The 16,486-nt window shown below is 68.0% G+C and carries 16 protein-coding genes and 1 riboswitch; of the genes, 14 read left to right on the top strand and 2 right to left on the bottom strand.

All coding sequences use genetic code 11. The annotated features are described in order from the left end of the window. Window positions 1-2: 2 nt before the first annotated feature. The 10 genes from AC3RCE_RS15645 (at window position 3) to AC3RCE_RS15690 (ending at window position 9,880) form a co-directional block, all read left to right on the top strand. On the top strand, window positions 3-1,790 hold the full coding sequence (locus AC3RCE_RS15645) for a nitrite/sulfite reductase (protein WP_492253429.1): 1,788 nt from the start codon (window positions 3-5) through the stop codon (window positions 1,788-1,790). Between the two features lie 29 nt (window positions 1,791-1,819). After that, window positions 1,820-2,209 carry a DUF934 domain-containing protein gene (locus tag AC3RCE_RS15650; protein WP_218294605.1) on the top strand — a complete coding sequence of 130 codons (390 nt, stop codon included), beginning with the start codon at window positions 1,820-1,822 and terminating at the stop codon, window positions 2,207-2,209. 44 nt (window positions 2,210-2,253) lie between these two features. Further along, window positions 2,254-2,877, top strand: a complete 624-nt coding sequence (locus AC3RCE_RS15655) for a phosphoadenosine phosphosulfate reductase domain-containing protein (RefSeq protein ID WP_218294604.1) — start codon at window positions 2,254-2,256, stop codon at window positions 2,875-2,877. Between the two features lie 169 nt (window positions 2,878-3,046). Next, a complete protein-coding gene (gene cysD, locus AC3RCE_RS15660) occupies window positions 3,047-4,015 on the top strand; it encodes a sulfate adenylyltransferase subunit CysD (protein ID WP_218294603.1) in 969 nt (322 codons plus the stop codon). Next, window positions 4,015-5,382: a sulfate adenylyltransferase subunit 1 gene (locus AC3RCE_RS15665; protein WP_218294602.1), complete on the top strand. Its 1,368-nt coding sequence runs from the start codon at window positions 4,015-4,017 to the stop codon at window positions 5,380-5,382. Before cysD ends, AC3RCE_RS15665 begins: the two co-directional genes overlap by 1 nt. 114 nt (window positions 5,383-5,496) lie before the next feature. Continuing rightward, entirely contained in the window at window positions 5,497-5,826 is a 330-nt protein-coding gene (fdxA, locus tag AC3RCE_RS15670; RefSeq protein WP_055393870.1) for a ferredoxin FdxA, read from the top strand. Between the two features lie 124 nt (window positions 5,827-5,950). Then, complete coding sequence (locus AC3RCE_RS15675) at window positions 5,951-7,006, top strand: NAD(P)/FAD-dependent oxidoreductase (protein ID WP_492253430.1); 1,056 nt, start codon at window positions 5,951-5,953, stop codon at window positions 7,004-7,006. A 126-nt stretch (window positions 7,007-7,132) separates the two neighbouring features. Continuing rightward, window positions 7,133-7,492 (top strand): nuclear transport factor 2 family protein, encoded by a 360-nt coding sequence (locus AC3RCE_RS15680; protein WP_218340989.1) that lies wholly within the window; start codon window positions 7,133-7,135, stop codon window positions 7,490-7,492. A 12-nt stretch (window positions 7,493-7,504) separates the two neighbouring features. Then, window positions 7,505-8,386, top strand: coding sequence for a GyrI-like domain-containing protein (locus AC3RCE_RS15685; RefSeq protein ID WP_492253431.1), 882 nt, complete (start codon window positions 7,505-7,507; stop codon window positions 8,384-8,386). Between the two features lie 36 nt (window positions 8,387-8,422). Beyond that, window positions 8,423-8,527, top strand: a riboswitch (TPP riboswitch). Between the two features lie 72 nt (window positions 8,528-8,599). Continuing rightward, window positions 8,600-9,880, top strand: a complete 1,281-nt coding sequence (locus AC3RCE_RS15690; RefSeq protein WP_492245499.1) for a purine-cytosine permease family protein — start codon at window positions 8,600-8,602, stop codon at window positions 9,878-9,880. A gap of 68 nt (window positions 9,881-9,948) precedes the next feature. Here AC3RCE_RS15690 and thiD read toward each other — a convergent pair whose 3' ends face one another. Further along, complete coding sequence (gene thiD / locus AC3RCE_RS15695) at window positions 9,949-10,797, bottom strand: bifunctional hydroxymethylpyrimidine kinase/phosphomethylpyrimidine kinase (protein WP_218340986.1); 849 nt, start codon at window positions 10,795-10,797, stop codon at window positions 9,949-9,951. Between the two features lie 286 nt (window positions 10,798-11,083). Between thiD and AC3RCE_RS15700 the strand changes: the two genes are divergently transcribed. The 4 genes from AC3RCE_RS15700 (at window position 11,084) to thiE (ending at window position 14,193) form a co-directional block, all read left to right on the top strand. Next, the gene (locus AC3RCE_RS15700; RefSeq protein WP_492253432.1) at window positions 11,084-12,208 is read left to right on the top strand and encodes an FAD-dependent oxidoreductase; all 1,125 of its coding nucleotides are present in this window, start codon (window positions 11,084-11,086) and stop codon (window positions 12,206-12,208) included. Beyond that, window positions 12,205-12,402 carry a sulfur carrier protein ThiS gene (thiS, locus tag AC3RCE_RS15705; protein WP_057272784.1) on the top strand — a complete coding sequence of 66 codons (198 nt, stop codon included), beginning with the start codon at window positions 12,205-12,207 and terminating at the stop codon, window positions 12,400-12,402. The genes AC3RCE_RS15700 and thiS overlap by 4 nt, the downstream gene beginning before the upstream one ends. 83 nt (window positions 12,403-12,485) lie before the next feature. Further along, window positions 12,486-13,298 carry a thiazole synthase gene (locus tag AC3RCE_RS15710; RefSeq protein ID WP_218294595.1) on the top strand — a complete coding sequence of 271 codons (813 nt, stop codon included), beginning with the start codon at window positions 12,486-12,488 and terminating at the stop codon, window positions 13,296-13,298. Continuing rightward, entirely contained in the window at window positions 13,291-14,193 is a 903-nt protein-coding gene (thiE, locus tag AC3RCE_RS15715; RefSeq protein WP_492245519.1) for a thiamine phosphate synthase, read from the top strand. Before AC3RCE_RS15710 ends, thiE begins: the two co-directional genes overlap by 8 nt. Window positions 14,194-14,232: 39 nt before the next feature. Here thiE and AC3RCE_RS15720 read toward each other — a convergent pair whose 3' ends face one another. Beyond that, the gene (locus tag AC3RCE_RS15720) at window positions 14,233-16,434 is read right to left on the bottom strand and encodes a type IV pilus assembly protein FimV (protein ID WP_492253433.1); all 2,202 of its coding nucleotides are present in this window, start codon (window positions 16,432-16,434) and stop codon (window positions 14,233-14,235) included. Window positions 16,435-16,486: the final 52 nt, after the last annotated feature.

Raw genomic sequence — 16,486 nt, forward strand, 5'->3', positions numbered from 1 at the left:
CGATGTATCAATACACACCCTTCGACAAGACGTTCGTCAAGCAGCGCGCCCGCCAGTTCCGCGACCAGCTCAACCGCTGGCAGGCCGGCAAACTGGCCGAGGACGACTTCCGCCCCCTGCGCCTGCAAAACGGCTGGTACGTGCAGCGCTACGCCCCCATGCTGCGCGTGGCCGTGCCCTACGGCGAGATCGCCAGCCGCCAGCTGCGCGTGCTGGCCACCATCGCCCGCGAGTACGACGAGCCCGAAGCGGCCGTGTTCAAGGCCGCCATGGAAGGCCAGGGCCTGCTGGGCACCACCTTCCTGCCCAAGAACTGCGCCCACTTCACCACGCGCACCAATGTGCAGTTCAACTGGATTCCGCTGTCCAAGAGCGCTGACGTGATGGACCTGCTGGCCACCGTGGACATGCACGGCATCCAGACCAGCGGCAACTGCATCCGCAACACCACCACCGACGCACTGGCTGGCGTGGCCGTGGATGAGATCGTGGACCCGCGCCCCTACGCGGAAATCATCCGCCAGTGGACCACGCTGCACCCGGAGTTCGCGTTCCTGCCGCGCAAGTTCAAGATCGCCATCAGCGGCGCCAAGGACGACCGCGCCGCCACCGGCTGGCACGACGTGGGCCTGCACCTGGTCAAGAACGAGGCGGGGGAGATCGGCTTCAAGGTCTTCGTGGGCGGCGGCATGGGCCGCACGCCGGTGATCGGCACGGTGATCCGCGAGTTCCTGCCCTGGAACCAGGTCATGAATTACATCGAGGCCATCGTGCGCGTGTACAACGAGCACGGCCGCCGCGACAACAAATACAAGGCCCGCATCAAGATCCTGGTCAAGGCCGAGGGCCAGCAGTACATCGACGACGTGGAAGAAGAGTACCGCCAGATCATGGAGATCGACGGCGGTCCGCACACCATCCCGCAGGCCGAGTTCGACCGCGTGGCGGCGTGCTTTGTGCCCCCCAAGCTGGCCGACATTGCCGACGTGGCCCCCGCAGCCTTGCAGGCGTCGCTGGACGCACAGGCGGCAGAGCATGTGATGTTTGGCCGCTGGCTCAAGCGCAACGTGCACGCGCACCAGAACCCGCAGCTGCGCGCCGTGACGCTGTCGTTCAAGCGCCCCGGCCAGTCGCCCGGCGACGCGACCAGTGACCAGCTGATCGCCGTGGCCGACCTGGTGGACAAATACTCCGCCGGCGAAGCCCGCGTGACGCACGACCAGAACGTGGTGCTGCCCTGGGTGCACGCCAGCCGCCTGTTCGAGCTGTGGCAAGAGGCCAAGGCCCTGGGCCTGGCCAGCGCCAACGTGCAGCTGCTCACCGACATGATCGCCTGCCCCGGCGGCGACTTCTGCGCGCTGGCCAACGCCCGCTCGCTGCCGATCGCCGAGGCCATCACCCAGCGCTACCAGGATCTGGACGAGCTCGACGACATCGGCGAGATCGACCTGCACATCAGCGGCTGCATCAACAGCTGCGGCCACCACCACAGCGGCCACATCGGCATCCTGGGCGTCGACAAGGACGGCAAGGAGTGGTACCAGGTCACGCTCGGTGGCTCCGACGGCTCCGACCTGTCGGGCGCCGCCGTGGCCGGCAAGGTGATCGGCCCTTCGTTCTCGGCCGCCGAAGTGCCCGATGTGATCGAAGCCGTGCTCACCACCTACCGCAGCCTGCGCGAAAGCGGCGAGAGCTTTCAGAACACCGTGCGCCGCACCGGCCTGGACCCCTTCAAGGAAGCCGCCAAGACTGCCCGCCACCCCGCCAAGGAAGAGCTGGCCACGGCCTGATCGCCAGCCGCCACGCCCTGATAAGACCCATGAAAATTCTTGCCTCCCAAGACCACCAGCCGCCCGCAGAGGGCGATGCCCGCGCCGTGGCGCTGGCCAACGATGCCGATGCACTGGCCCTGCCGCTCGACGGCGTCGAGCGCGTGGACCTGCACTTCCCCAGCTTCACCGATGGCCGCGCGTTCAGCCAGGCCTTCTTGCTGCGCCGCCGCCGCGGCTTTGCGGGCGACATCCGCGCCACGGGCGACGTGCTGATCGACCAGCTGGTGCAGATGCAGCGCACGGGCTTTTCGTCGGCAGTGCTGCGCGATGGCGTGGACCCGGCCGACGCGCAGCGCCAGTTCGAGATGTTCCCCGGCTTCTACCAGGGCGACGCGGTGCACCCGCAGCCTCTCTTTGCCGACAAGGCTGCCGCCTGAGCCAGGCCCGCAGCGCTGCTACGCACACCCACAAGCACCCCACCATGAGCCAATTCGATCTCGCACGCGTCAATGCCGACCTGGGCCGCAACGCCGAAGGCCTCGTCGCCTGGGCCCTGGGCCTGGGCCAGAGCCCCATCGTCACCACCAACTTCCGTCCCTTCGAGGCGGTGATCCTGCACATGGTGTCCGCGGTGAACCCCGATGTGCCGGTGGTCTGGATGGACAACGGCTACAACACCGAAGCCACCTACCGCTTTGCCGACGAGGTGACCAAGCAGCTGGGCCTGAACCTCAAGATCTACCTGCCGCGCCGCTCGCGCGCGCACCGCGAGGCCGTGGAGGGCGCAACGCCTGCCCTGGACGACCCGCGCCACGCAGCGTTCACCGAAGAAGTGAAGCTCGAGCCCTTCGCCCGCGCCTTGCGCGAGACCGCGCCCAAGGTGTGGTTCACCGCGCTGCGCGCCACCGACACCGCCGTGCGCGCACAGATGGACCCGGTGAGCATCAACCCCGACGGCCTGATCAAGGTGGCGCCGCTGCTGCACTGGTCGTCCAAGGATCTGCACGAATACTGCGTCCAGCACGGCCTGCCCAACAACTTCGATTATGTGGACCCGACCAAGGGCGAAGAGAACCGCGAGTGCGGCCTGCACATCGCGCATTGACCTTGAAAATGACTCCCCCTGAGCCGCTTCGCGTCTTCCCCCTCTCTCGCTGCGCGGGAGGGGGACACGCCCGGTGGCCCGGCAAAGCCGGTTCCACGGGTGCACTGGTCTCGAGTGCGCCAGTGGCATGCGCCGCAGCCTTTGAACTGATGACCGAGAGCACCCGACCATGAACGCACGCACCGACTCAGCGCTGCTTGAGAAAAAGACCAACAACATGAGCCACCACCTGAACAATTCGCACCTCGACGCCCTGGAAGAGGAAACCATCTTCATCCTGCGCGAGGTCGCCGCCGCCTTCGAGCGCCCCACCCTGCTGTTCTCGGGCGGCAAGGATTCGCTGGTCATGCTCAAGTGCGCCGAAAAAGCGTTTGGCACCAAGGCCAGCGGCGGCGGCATTCCCTACCCGCTGCTCATGATCGACACGGGCCACAACTTCCCCGAGGTCACGGACTTCCGCGACTTCCGCGCCAAGGAGCTGGGCGCCGAACTCATCGTGCGCAGCGTCGAGGACTCGATGGCGCGCGGCACCGTGCGCCTGGCCCACCCCGGCGAATCGCGCAACGTGCACCAGTCGGTCACGCTGCTCGAAGCGATCGAGGAATTCCGCTTCGACGCGCTCATCGGCGGCGCCCGCCGCGACGAGGAAAAGGCCCGCGCCAAGGAGCGCATCTTCTCGCACCGCGACAGCTTCGGCCAGTGGCAGCCCAAGGCCCAGCGCCCCGAGCTGTGGACCCTGTTCAACACCCGCCTGCAGCCCGGCGAACACTTCCGCGTGTTCCCCATCAGCAACTGGACCGAACTCGACGTGTGGCAGTACATCGACCGCGAGAGCATCGCGCTGCCCAGCATCTACTACACGCACAAGCGACAGGTGGTGGACCGCAAGGGCCTCTTGATGCCGGTGACCGAGCTGACCCCGCCGCGCGAGGGCGAGACGGTGCAGACGCGCGACGTGCGTTTTCGCACGGTGGGCGACATCACCTGCACCGCACCGGTGGAGAGCACGGCGGCCACGGCCGCCGACATCGTGATCGAGACCCTGGCCGCCGACGTGAGCGAGCGCGGCGCGACGCGCATGGATGACAAGACCAGCGATGCCTCGATGGAAAAGCGCAAGAAAGACGGGTACTTCTGATGACCACTATGAATTCGATAGCTACTAGCGCTTATGCATCAAGCGCTGGCGGCCAAAATGACCACATTTCCGCCCTGAAGTTCATCACCTGCGGCTCGGTGGACGATGGCAAGAGCACATTGATCGGCCGCCTGCTGGTGGACAGCAAGGCCGTGCTGCAGGACCACCTTGCCGGCGTACAGCGCCAGGGCGAAACCGACCTGGCCCTGCTCACCGACGGCCTCAGCGCAGAGCGCGAGCAAGGCATCACCATCGACGTGGCCTACCGCTACTTCGCCACCGAAGAGCGCAAGTTCATCATCGGCGACGCGCCCGGCCACGAGCAGTACACCCGCAACATGGTCACGGCCGCCAGCAGCGCCGACGCGGCCGTGGTGCTGGTCGATGCCACCAAGCTCGACTGGAAGAACGCCGACCTCGCCCTGCTGCCGCAAACCCGCCGCCACAGCCTGCTGGCCCACCTGCTGCGCGTGCATTCGCTGGTGTTCGCCGTGAACAAGCTCGACGCGGTGGAAGACCCAGCGCTCGCCTGGAAGCACATCCAGGGCGCGCTGGCGGCGTTTGCCCAGGCCGCCGGCATCGCCGTGCGTGCGACGGTGCCCGTGTCGGCGCTCAAGGGCTGGAACGTGGTGGACGCCCACGCGGGCTGGTGCGGCTACGAGGGCCCCACGCTGCTGCAGGTGCTCGAAGCCCTGCCCAACACGCCCCCCGACACGGCGCTGCCCCTGGCCTTCCCGGTGCAGTGGGTCGAGAAGTTCTCGTCCTCGTCCGACACATCCCAAGGCCGCCGCGTGTTCTGGGGCCGTGTGGCCTCGGGCAATGTCACCCCCGGCACGCCGGTGCAGATCTTCCCCAGCGGCCAGCTGGCCACCGTGGCCCAGGTGCTGGACCATGCCCGCCGCCCCACCGACGTGCCCGCTGGCACCAGCGCCGGTTTCATCCTCGACCGCGAGGTGGACGTCTCGCGCGGCGACTGGATTCTGGCCGCGCCCGCGGCCACCACCGCCCCCGCCGAGGACGACTTCGACACGCCGGCCAGCGTGCCCGCATGGCCCGCCAGCCGCGAGCTGCGCACCACCGTGGCCTGGATGGACGACGAACCCCTGGTCGCCGGCCGCGTGTACTGGGCGCTGCACGGCCACCGCTGGGTCAAGGCCAAAGTGAAGGCCGTGGTGCACAAGCTCAACATCCACACGCTGGCCGAGGAAGCCGCCACGCAGCTCGACCCCAACGCCATCGGCCATGTGGACCTGCTGCTGCAGGAGCCGATCCCCGCCACAGCCTTCGGCAAGGCCCGGGTGCTCGGATCGCTGATCCTGGTGGACACCGCGAGCCACAAAACCGCTGGCGCCGTGCTGGTCAACTGATCCAGATCAGCGCCACCCCCCCAAGTCACCCCATCCGGGGAAGGGGCCCTGTAACCAAAGGTCGGTGAAAGCTTCTAAAATTGAGGGTTTTCACCGACCCACACAACCTTTGTCATGACCCACGTCGTCTCCGAAAACTGCATCAAGTGCAAGTACACCGATTGTGTGGACGTGTGCCCCGTGGACTGCTTCCGCGAAGGCCCGAACATGCTCGTCATCGATCCCGACGAGTGCATCGACTGCGCCGTCTGCATCCCTGAGTGCCCGGCCAACGCCATCTTTGCCGAAGAAGACCTGCCGGCCGACCAGATCGCCTTCATCAAGCTCAATGCCGACCTGGCCTTCGCCGACGGCTGGAAGAGCATCACCAAGCGCAAGCCCGCGCTGCCCGACGCCGACGAGTGGAACGGCAAGCCGGGCAAGGTCAACGAACTGGTCAAGTGACCTCCCTGAGTCGCTTCGCGCCATCCCCCAAGGGGGACGCCACCAGTGGCCTGGCAAAGCCAGTTCCACGGTGGCACAGGTCTTTGGCAGCGCCAGTTTCGGGCGCTGCGCGCGTGGCTTGAGCATGATTCAAGAAACCGACGCCGTCGTCATCGGCGCGGGTCCCGTGGGCCTGTTCCAGGTCTTCCAGCTGGGCCTGCAAGGCATCACCGCCCACCTGATCGACGCCCTGCCCCATGCGGGTGGCCAGTGCGTCGAGCTGTACGGCGACAAACCCATCTACGACATCCCGGGCATCCCGGTGTGCACCGGGCGCGAGCTGGCCGGTTTGCTGCTTCAGCAGATTGCGCCGTTCAAGACCCAGTGGCACCTGGGCACGCTGGTCTCCGCACTCACCGTGCAGGCCGATGGGCGCCTGCTGGTCGAAACCTCGCAAGGTGCGCAGCTGGTGGCCCGCAGCGTGTTCATTGCCGCAGGCGTGGGCGCCTTTGTGCCGCGCACGCTCAAGGTGGACGGCATCGAGCGCTTTGTGGGCACCCAGGTTCACTACCAGAACCTGCCCTCCACGGCCCACGTGGCCGGGCGCCATGTGGTCGTGCACGGCGGCGACGAGCCCGCCGTGGCCCGCGCCGTGGAACTGGCCGAACAAGGCCAGGCCGCCCGCGTGAGCCTGCTGCACCGCCGCGATGTGTTCCAGGCCCCGGATGCCCTGCTGCAGCGCCTGCAGCAACTGCGCGATGCGGGCCGCATCCACGTCGAGGCCGCGCAGATCACCGGCATTGAGACCGCTGGCGACCCGCTGACCGCCTTGCAGGTGGTGGACGCCGATGGCAGCAGCCGCGCCCTGGCGCTGGACCTGCTGGTGGCTGTGCTGGGCATCTCGCCCCGCCTCGGGCCCATTGCGGACTGGGGTTTGGCCATGGACCGCAAACAGCTGGTGGTGGACACCGAAGCCTTCCGCACCAGTGTGCCCGGCATCCACGCCGTGGGCGACATCAACACCTACCCCGGCAAACGCAAGCTCATCCTGTGCGGCTTCCACGAGGCCACGCTGGCGGCCTTTGGCGCCGCCGAGGCGCTCAAGGGCGACAAGGTGGCGCTGCAATACACCACCACGAGCCCACGGCTGCACCAGCTGCTGGGTGTGGCGCCGGCCTCTGCGCCTTCCGCCAGCACGTAGTCCAGGCGGATCAGGGCACCGCCATGCCGTGCCCGAACGGCGCGCCCACAAATAAGCACAAAATGTCCAAAAGGCGCGCAAGCGCCCGGCACGATGGCGTCTCCATTCACCCATCAGGAGCACACCATGAGCCAACAACCCCTTCAATCCATCTGGGACACCTACACCGCGTCGTGGAAGACCGACTCGGCCGCGGACCGCACAGCCCTTTTTGCCCAGTCCCTCGACCCCGCCTGCACCTACAACGACCCACTGGCCACCGCCCAGGGCTGGGACCAATTGACGGCCTACATGGACAACTTTCACAGTCAGGTCCCCGGCGGGCATTTCGTGACCCACTATTTCGCCAGCCACAACCAGCAGAGCATTGCCAAATGGAACATGGTGGATGGCAGCGGACAGGTGATCGGGGAAGGCGTGAGCTACGGCCGGTACAACGACCAGAACCGGCTCGTGGCCATGACCGGTTTCTTTGAAACCCCGTGAACGGACGCCAACGTGCTTTATCTGCGGCAAATCCAGGAGGGCATCGATTTCATCGAGGCCCATCTCGAATCCGATATCCAGCTTTCCGAGGTGGCGCGGGCCGCCGGGATGAGCCAGTGGCACTTCCAGCGGATCTTCAAGGCGCTGACCAACGAAACCCTGAAGACCTACATCCGCTCGCGCCGGTTCTCGCGGGCGCTGGAGCAGTTGACCAGCACGCGGCTGAGCGTGCTCGACATTGCGCTGGCGTCCGGGTACGAGACGCAGGAAAGCTTCACGCGCGCGTTCCGGGATTGCTTTCGGCTCACGCCGTCGCAGTACCGCAAGATGGGCAACCGCTCGCTGTTCGTGCGCAAGATCCGGTTTGACGAAAGCTACCTCGCGCACATTCACCACAACATCTCCCTGGCACCCGACATAGAGGAGCAGCCCGCCATGCAGCTGGTCGGGCTGCCCACGGACTACTACGGCATCGATTCCGAAAAGAACAACCTGGGCCAGAAGCTGCCGCCCCTGTGGGCGAAATTCCTGCCCCGGCTGGGCGAGATTGCGAACACCGTGCCCGGGGTCTGCTATGGCGTCGTGGCACCGGCGGGGCCCCACACGGAAGCGCTGCGCTACCTGGCCTGCATCGAGGTGAAGGGCCCCGGCGCCTTGCCACCGGGCATGGTGGCCATGGAAATCCCCGCATCGACCTATGCGCGCTTCACCCACCGGGGCCCTGCGCAGAATGTCGATGCGACGGTGAACTACATCTACTCGAGCTGGCTGCTGTCGGCGGGCCCATCGCACACCCTGGGGCCGGATCTGGAAATCTACGGTGCCCAGTACCACCCGACGTCCGGCGACTCGGTGATGCACTACGCGATCCCCATCGCCCGCCCCGCGCCCTGAGCGCCCCACTACAATGGCCTCGCGTTCCTTCTGGAACGCCCACGCTAGGGGTGTCGGGACCGGGCCACCGGAACCGACTGAGAGAGTCCCTTTGAACCTGATTGAGATCATCCTCGCGCAGGGAAGCACGTCCGCCTCGGCACAGCCCAGAATGAAATGACTTTGGGGCACGCTGGCGGGCCGCCCCTGCTCTGTACTGCCACGGAGCCTGCCATGTCCTCATCCCCCGCCGCGCCCGCCACCAACGAAGCGCTGGCCCCCGTCTCCCCCGACCGCCGCGTCTTCCAATGGCACGACCACGCCTCGCTCTGGTTCAGCCTGGGCGTGGGCCTGCTGGTCATGCAGGTGGGCGCCTACCTGATGCCCGCGCTGGGCACGCAAGAGGCGCTGATCGCCATCGTCTGCGGCTCCATCGTGGGCGCGGGCCTGCTGGGCTGGGTGGCCAAGCTGGGCTGCGACAGCGGCCTGGCCAGCGCCGGGCTGATGCATGCCGTCTATGGCCGCACGTTCGCCAGCCTGCCGATCATTTTGAACATCGTGCAGCTGGTCGGCTGGGGCACGTTCGAGCTGGTGGTGATGCGCGACGCCACGGTGGCCATCGGCCAGCAGTCCGGCACCATGGCCGGCGCGCATTGGCCCGTGCTGGCCACGCTGCTGTGGGGCGGCGTGGTGATGCTGCTCATCAGCGGATCGATGGTGCAGCTGGTGCGCAAGGTGATCGCGCGCGTGGCGCTGCCGCTGGTGGTGCTGTCGCTGCTGTGGCTGTCGTGGCAGTTCCTGTCGCTGGCGCAGGCCCAGGGTTTTGAAGCGCTGTGGACACGCAAGGGCGAAGGCGGCATGGGCGTGCTGCCCGCGCTGGACCTGGTGATCGCCATGCCCATCTCGTGGCTGCCGCTGGTGGCCGACTATGCGCGCCACGGCAAGAACGGCGGCTCCGCATTGCGCGGCACGTGGCTCGGCTATGCGCTGGCCAACATGTGGTGCTACACGCTCGGTGTGCTGGTGGCGCTGACGCTGCCCAGCAAGGATCTGGTGCAGGCCCTGTTGCTGGCCCAGGGCGGGCTGATCGCGCTGTCGCTGATCCTGATCGACGAGGTGGACAACGCCTATGGCGACACGTATTCGGGCGCGGTGTCGGCACACAGCCTGCTGCCGCGCTGGGGCGTACGCAAGTGGGGCCTGGCCATGGCTGCGGTGTGTACCGGCCTCGCGCTGGTGCTGCCCATGCACAGCCTGGAGCCATTTTTGCTGCTGCTCAGCTCGGTGTTCGTGCCGCTGTTTGGCGTGATCCTGGGGCGGCTGGCCTTTGGCGCCAACGCACCCGCGCTGCTCGCTGCGGCACGCCGGGTGAATGCGGCCCCGGTGGCGATCTGGCTGGTGGGGATTGCCGTCTACCACCTGGCTCCGCAGGTGGTACCGGGCGCGGGCTCGGCGCTGCCGGCGCTGGCGTTCAGCTTTGTGCTGGCCTGGGCCACACGGCCACGGGTGCGTTGAATCGCTATTGAATTGTGAGCATATAGCGCTTACTGGATAAGCGCCAGAGGCCAAAAACAATCAAACCTTTAAAGCACCAGCTGCGCCACGGGCGCATGGCCGTGGTTGAGCGGGCCATGGCCACGGCCGGTGGTCACATCGGCCCCTGCCGCGATGGCGCCCAGAATGTAGGCACGCGCGCGCTCCACCGCCTGCTGCAAGGGCAGGCCCCGCGCCAGGTGTGCCGCGATGGCCGATGACAGGGTGCAGCCCGTGCCATGCCCGTTGTGCGTGGCAATGCGTGCGGACTCCAGCCGCTGCCGCACGCCGCCGCGTGTGGCCAGGACATCCACCACCCAGTCTCCGGGCAGGTGGCCGCCCTTGAGCAGCGCCGCCGGGGCGCCCAGGGCCAGCAGCCCGTCCACCGCAGCTGCCAGCGCATCCACGCCCTCGATCGTGCGCCCCAGCAGCCAGCCGGCCTCGTCCAGGTTGGGGGTGATCACCTCGGCCAGCGGAAACAGCTCCTGCACCAGCACGTTCACGGTTTCCGCGGCGATGAGCCGGTCGCCGCTGGTGGCCACCATCACCGGGTCGAGCACCACGTGCGGCAGCTGGTAGGTGCGGATGGCATCGGCCACCACGCGCACCACTTCGGGCGAATGCAGCATGCCGATCTTGACCGCGTCCACGCCGATGTCCTGCACCACGGCATCGATCTGGGCCTTGAGCATCTCGGGCGGAATGCCGTGGATGCCCGTGACGCCGCAGGTGTTCTGGGCCGTGATGGCGGTGATGGCCGTCATGCCGTAGCAGCCCAGGGCGCTGAAGGTCTTGAGGTCGGCCTGGATGCCCGCCCCGCCGCCGCTGTCGGAACCGGCGATGGAAAGCACGCGCACATAGCGGCGTGCTGCGGAGGTCGGGGGAATCAATGAAGTCATGGCAAAAATTATGGCCTATGCGTTAGCGCAAAAAGAGCTGCCACGGGTTGTGCTGTAATTGATTTTTCCGGACGAAACAGGGGTGTCCCGCGGTCGAGAACTGAACAGGTTCTTGGGTGCGCGACTGAGAAATACCCTGGGGCACCACAGAACACTGCGCACCGCGCGGCGCGTACTGGCCCCGCTACCCGATCCAGGTCATGCTGGCGTGGGGAGTTTCCAAGAGCGGCTCTGCCCCCGTTTTGTCCATGGTTGCCAGCCAACACACAGACAGACAGACGGACTTATGCCACTTCAACCCTCTTCTTTTGCCATTCTGGGCGCGGGCCTCATGGGCCGATTGCTGGCGGTGGAGCTGGCCCGCCAGGGGCACCGTGTGGACATCTATGACGCGGGCAGCCCGGCCGCCGAGCATTCGGCCGCGACCGTGGCCGCCGCCATGCTGGCGCCGCTGGCCGAATCGGCCATCACCGAGCCCGGCGTGGTGCGCATGGGCCACCATGCCCTCACCCGCTGGCCGCAGCTGCTGGCGGCGCTGGCCGAGCCCGTGTTCTTCCAGCAGGCCGGCACGCTCATCGTGTGGCACCGGCAGGACGCGGCCGAAGCCCAGCGGCTCACGCGCCTGCTGGAGGCCAACCAGCACACGGTGCCCGAGCTGCCCGCGCTGCAAAAGCTCGACGGCGCCGCGCTGGCCCAGGCGGAGCCCACGCTGGCGCAGCGCTTTGCGCAGGGGCTGTACCTGCCCGGTGAAGGCCAGCTCGACAACCGGCAGCTGCTGGCAGCCCTGGTGGTGGAAATGCAGCGGCTGTCCGTGCGCGCGCACTGGCACGCGCCCCGGTCGCCCGAGGCCTTTGCGCCCGGCGCCCCCGGCCAGCCCGACTGGGTGCTGGACTGCCGCGGCCTCGGTGCCAGGGCCCAATGGCCCGCGTTGCGGGGTGTGCGGGGCGAGGTGGTGCGCATCCACGCACCGGATGTCACGCTGCAGCGCCCCACGCGGCTGGTGCACCCGCGCTACCCGATCTACATCGCGCCCAAACAAGACCATCTGTTCGTGATCGGCGCGACCGAGATCGAATCGGACGACCTCTCGCCCGCCAGCGTGCGATCGACGCTGGAGCTGCTCTCCGCCGCCTACGCCGTGCACCCCGGCTTCGCGGAAGGCCGCATCCTGGAGCTGGCCACGCAGTGCCGCCCCACGCTGCCCGACAACCTGCCCGCCATCCGCCAGCCGCGCCGGGGCGTGCTGGAGATCAATGGCCTGTACCGCCACGGCTTCATGATCGCGCCGGCGATGCTGGATGTGACGCTGGAAGTGCTGAACGCGGGACAATCGCAGCTTTCGCAACGTTTTGACCTCGCGCTGGACCTGAAACCCGCCTCCCAGTCCAGCGCGGCCGCTGCCTTCGCATGAACATCTCCATCAACCAGATCCCGCATGAACTGCCCGAAGGGGCCACCGTGGCCGATGCCGTGGCCGCCATCGCGGCACGCCCTCCGTTTGCGGTGGCCGTGAACACCCACTTTGTGCCCAACACCCGCTACGCCGCGCAGGCCCTGCAGCCCGGCGACCGCGTGGAAATCATCTCGCCCGTGACGGGGGGCTGACCCCCGGCCTTCTTTCTTGAGACAAATTGGCCCTTGGCGCTTATCCACAAAGCGCTAGCAGCTATTAAAAATATAGTAAATTCATGACCACCTCGACGCCCCAAGACCCCCTGGTGCTGTACGGCCAGCAGTTCGCCAGCCGCCTGCTGCTGGGCACCTCGCGCTACCCATCCCCTGCGGTGCTCGAAGCCGCCGTGCTGCGCGCGCAGCCCGCCATGGTCACTGCGTCGTTGCGCCGCCAGGGCAGCAACCCGGCCGAAAGCGGCAGCAGCTTCTGGGAGCTGCTGCGCAAGCTCAACGTGCCCGTGCTGCCCAACACCGCCGGCTGCCACAGCGCGCAAGAGGCCATCACCACCGCGCAGATGGCGCGCGAGGTGTTCAACACACCGTGGATCAAGCTGGAGCTGATCGGCGACGACTACACGCTGCAGCCCGACACGCTGAACCTGGTAGGCGTGGCGGAACACCTCATCAAGGAAGGTTTTCAGGTGCTGCCGTACTGCACGGAAGACCTGGTGCTGTGCCAGCGGCTCGTCGATGTGGGCTGCCAGGCCGTCATGCCCTGGGCAGCGCCCATCGGCACCGGGCGTGGCCCCGTGAACCCCTATGCACTGCAGACGCTGCGCGAGCGCCTGGACGTGCCCATGCTCGTGGATGCGGGCCTGGGCCTGCCGTCGCATGCCTGCCAGGTGATGGAATGGGGCTATGACGGCGTGCTGCTGAACACCGCCGTGGCCCTGGCGCAGGACCCGGTGGCCATGGCGGGCGCGTTCGCCGACGCCGTGAATGCCGGGCGTGCCGCGCGCAAGGCCGGTGCCATGGCGGCGCAGGAGGCCGCCCAGCCCAGCACGCCCGTGCTCGGCACCCCCTTCTGGCACCATGAACAACATGCGTGACGACACCAGCGCCATGGTGCAGGCCCTTCTTGCGCACCACGCCCCCACCTTCGCGGGCTTTGGCGCCGAGCCTGTCCCGGAGCCCACGCGGCAGGAACCCGCCTACCTGGCAGCCCTGCAGGCCTGCAGCACGCTGGGCTTCATTGCCCACGACGCGGAATGCCTGGCCCAGGCCTGGCTGGCGCAGAGCCTGCGCACGGGCGCCTTCCAGCCAGCCCAGTGGCCCGACGAGCCACAGGACTTTGGCCTGGTGCCCCGGCCGCGCGCCGATGCGTTCGCCCCCTGCCCGGAAAGGCTGGGCCTGTACGCCGTGCTGCCGGATGCCGGCTGGGTGGGCCGCATGGCCCGCGCGGGCGTGCCCACGGTGCAGCTGCGCTTCAAATCCGCCGACGAGCACGCGATTGCGCAGGAGGTCCACGCCGCCGTGCAGGCGGTCGAGGGCACGGGCGCCCTGCTGTTCATCAATGACCATTGGCGCGTGGCCATCCAGGCGGGCGCCTACGGCATCCACCTGGGCCAGGAAGACCTGGATGCACTGGCCCCCGACGAGCTTCAGGCGCTGCGCGCTTCGGGCCTGCGCCTGGGGGTCAGCACCCATGGCTACGCGGAAATGGTGCGCGCAGATGCCGTGGGGCCCAGCTACATTGCCATGGGTGCCGTGTTTCCCACCACCCTCAAGAAGATGGCCACCGCGCCACAGGGCGTGGGCCGGCTGGGTGCCTATGCGCGCCTGCTGCGCCACTACCCCCAGGTGGCCATTGGCGGCATCGGGGCGGAGCAGTTTGCCCAGGTGCGCGCCACGGGCGTGGGGTCCATCGCCGTCGTGCGGGCCATCGTCAATGCCTCCGACCCCGAAGCCGCGGCCGCGCAGCTCATGCGCGGGATGGTGGAGTAAGGCCAGGCCCGCGGGGGCCGGAGGGCGCGCCGCCGCGGCCTAGCTGCGGTCGGCCTTCTTCTGCTCCAGCTCCAGCCGCAGCTCCACCAGGTCGTTGTCCATGCCGAAGCCCACCGCCTGGCCCGAGGACGGTGGCGCGGTCGCGGGCACGGGCGGCAAATCGCTGAGCGTCAGGTGGGGCGGCTCCGAGAGATCGAGGTCCAGCGGCGCACCCCGGGTGTCAGCGTCGGGCATGGAAGGCGCGATGGCCGCCAGTTCCTGCGGCGGCCATCCTGTGGCCGAAGGCATTTCGCCCAGATCGAACTCCAGGCTCGCGGACAGCGAATCCAGCGGCAGGCCGCCCCCCGCTGTGCTTGCCGGCGCCACGGGCGGCGCTGCCAGCACCTGCGCGTCGACACGCGGCTCGGCCAGTGGCGTGGTGCGCTTGCGGGGCGCAGGCGCGCCCCGGGCGCTTGCCGGGGTGGTCTGCGCGATGGCCAGCAGCAGCAGCAGGTCGTCGTAGGCCGCCAGATCAAACGGCTCCACCGACACGGCGCCGTCCTGCCGGAACAGCAATTTCTCCAGCAGCCCGAGCACGGACGGAGAGGTCCATTCGGCCTCGATCTCCGCCAGCGCATCGGTGTAGTGATAGAGCATGCGGCCGGTGCGGTGGAAGCCGGTAAATTCGGGCACCTGCGCATTGAACGAGCGCATGAACTGAGCGCGCAGTTGCGAGAACTCCTCCACCCGGCTCAGCGTGTGATAAAGCCGCAGAAGCTCCAGATACGCCAGGGGCGAGGTATCGCCCCGCTCGGCGATGTGCTTCTTGAGCACCTCGATGGCCTGCTGGTGCTCCCCCACCGAAATGAAGAACTCGGCCTGCTGCTGAATGTCGAAGAGCTCTTCGGGGCTGACGATGTGCAGTACGGGCTGGGGCGGTGCTGCAGCGGGGGGCGGGCTGGCCGGCAGCGGCGCGGGCGCACTCGGCACGGGGGCGGTGGCCACGAAGGCGGGCCCGGGCGCCGCGGATGCGGTGGAAGCCACTGCCGCCGCTTCGGAAGCCGGGGACTCGCCGGACGACAGCCAGGCATCGCCCGGATGGGGCGCAAGTCCCAGGGCGGCTTCGTGCGCGGCCATTGCATCGCGCCCGCCCAGCGCCGCCACGGAATCGCGCCACGCGCGCACCGCCTTGTCGGAGGCGCTGCGCAAGCGCGTCCATGTCCACGCCGCGAGCAGCAATGCCAGCAACAGCAAGCCGCCCAGCACATACACCACCGTGGCCGGGAATCTGTCGTTCTCGGCCAGTTCCAGTTGCTGCTGCAACTGCGCCGCGCTGGCCCGGTCGCGGGCCGCCTGCGCACGCAGCGTGGCCACATCGTTCTCCAGCGCCTTGAGCCGGCCGCTGTCCTGGCGGGCATCATCCGGCTGGGCATTCAGCGCCTTCCACACGGCGGCGGCCTCGGTGCGCTGCGCGGAGGCTTGCTCCGAAGGAAGGGCCAACAACCCGGGCGATGAACGCAATGCCACCGGCCGGTCCACCCAGATATCGAGCGGCTCGACCACGAGCCGGGCCTGGTCCGCAGGCCTTGCCACCTGCGCCGTACCCTTGGCCGGGGGCAACGCGGCGCTGGCCGGGGGCCGTGCCGTGCCGCGCGCTGGCTGCCGTGCGGGCGCACTGCGGGAAACGGGCTCCGCCGCGCCGGCAGGAGGCGGTGCCGTGGCGGACCGGATCACGGAAGGCAATGGTGCAGAAGGTGCCGCCGCGGGTGCTGCCGGCCTGGCCGCTCGCTGGCCCGCCGCGCCCGGGGACGCACCGGGGGCCTCCGTGCCACCTTCGGGGAAAGAAGGCAGCCGCGCGACATCGATCGGCGCCGCCGACCGGGCCATCGTGACGGGAGGTTCCGCAAGAAAAGTGTAGGTGCGCGTGACCTTGCCCGTGCATCCCGCCGACAAGGTGACCAGCAACACAGGCTCATCCACCGCGATGGCCGCCTGCACCCGCACGGCCGGTGAACGCCCGCGCATGTCGGGCAGGGGCACGACACGCACCCTGGCATCGCCAACCGGCGTATCCCCCGCCTTCAGCTGCGCCGTCACACAGGAAGAGGCCACGTCCGTGCCTGGATCGGGCTGCACATCGAACGACAGATCCACCGGTGCACCCAACACCACCGTGCCTCTGCTGCCTCCCAGCGAAAGTGCCGAGGCGCCCGCAGCAACCACCCACAGACCGGTCCCAAAAATGGTGTTACGGATTTTCACAATAAATTCTGTTTTTGGCGCAGCCCATTCTTGCACATAAGTCCCACGCAAC

The sequence above is a fragment of the Acidovorax sp. GW823-FHT05D11 genome (genome assembly GCF_058795695.1).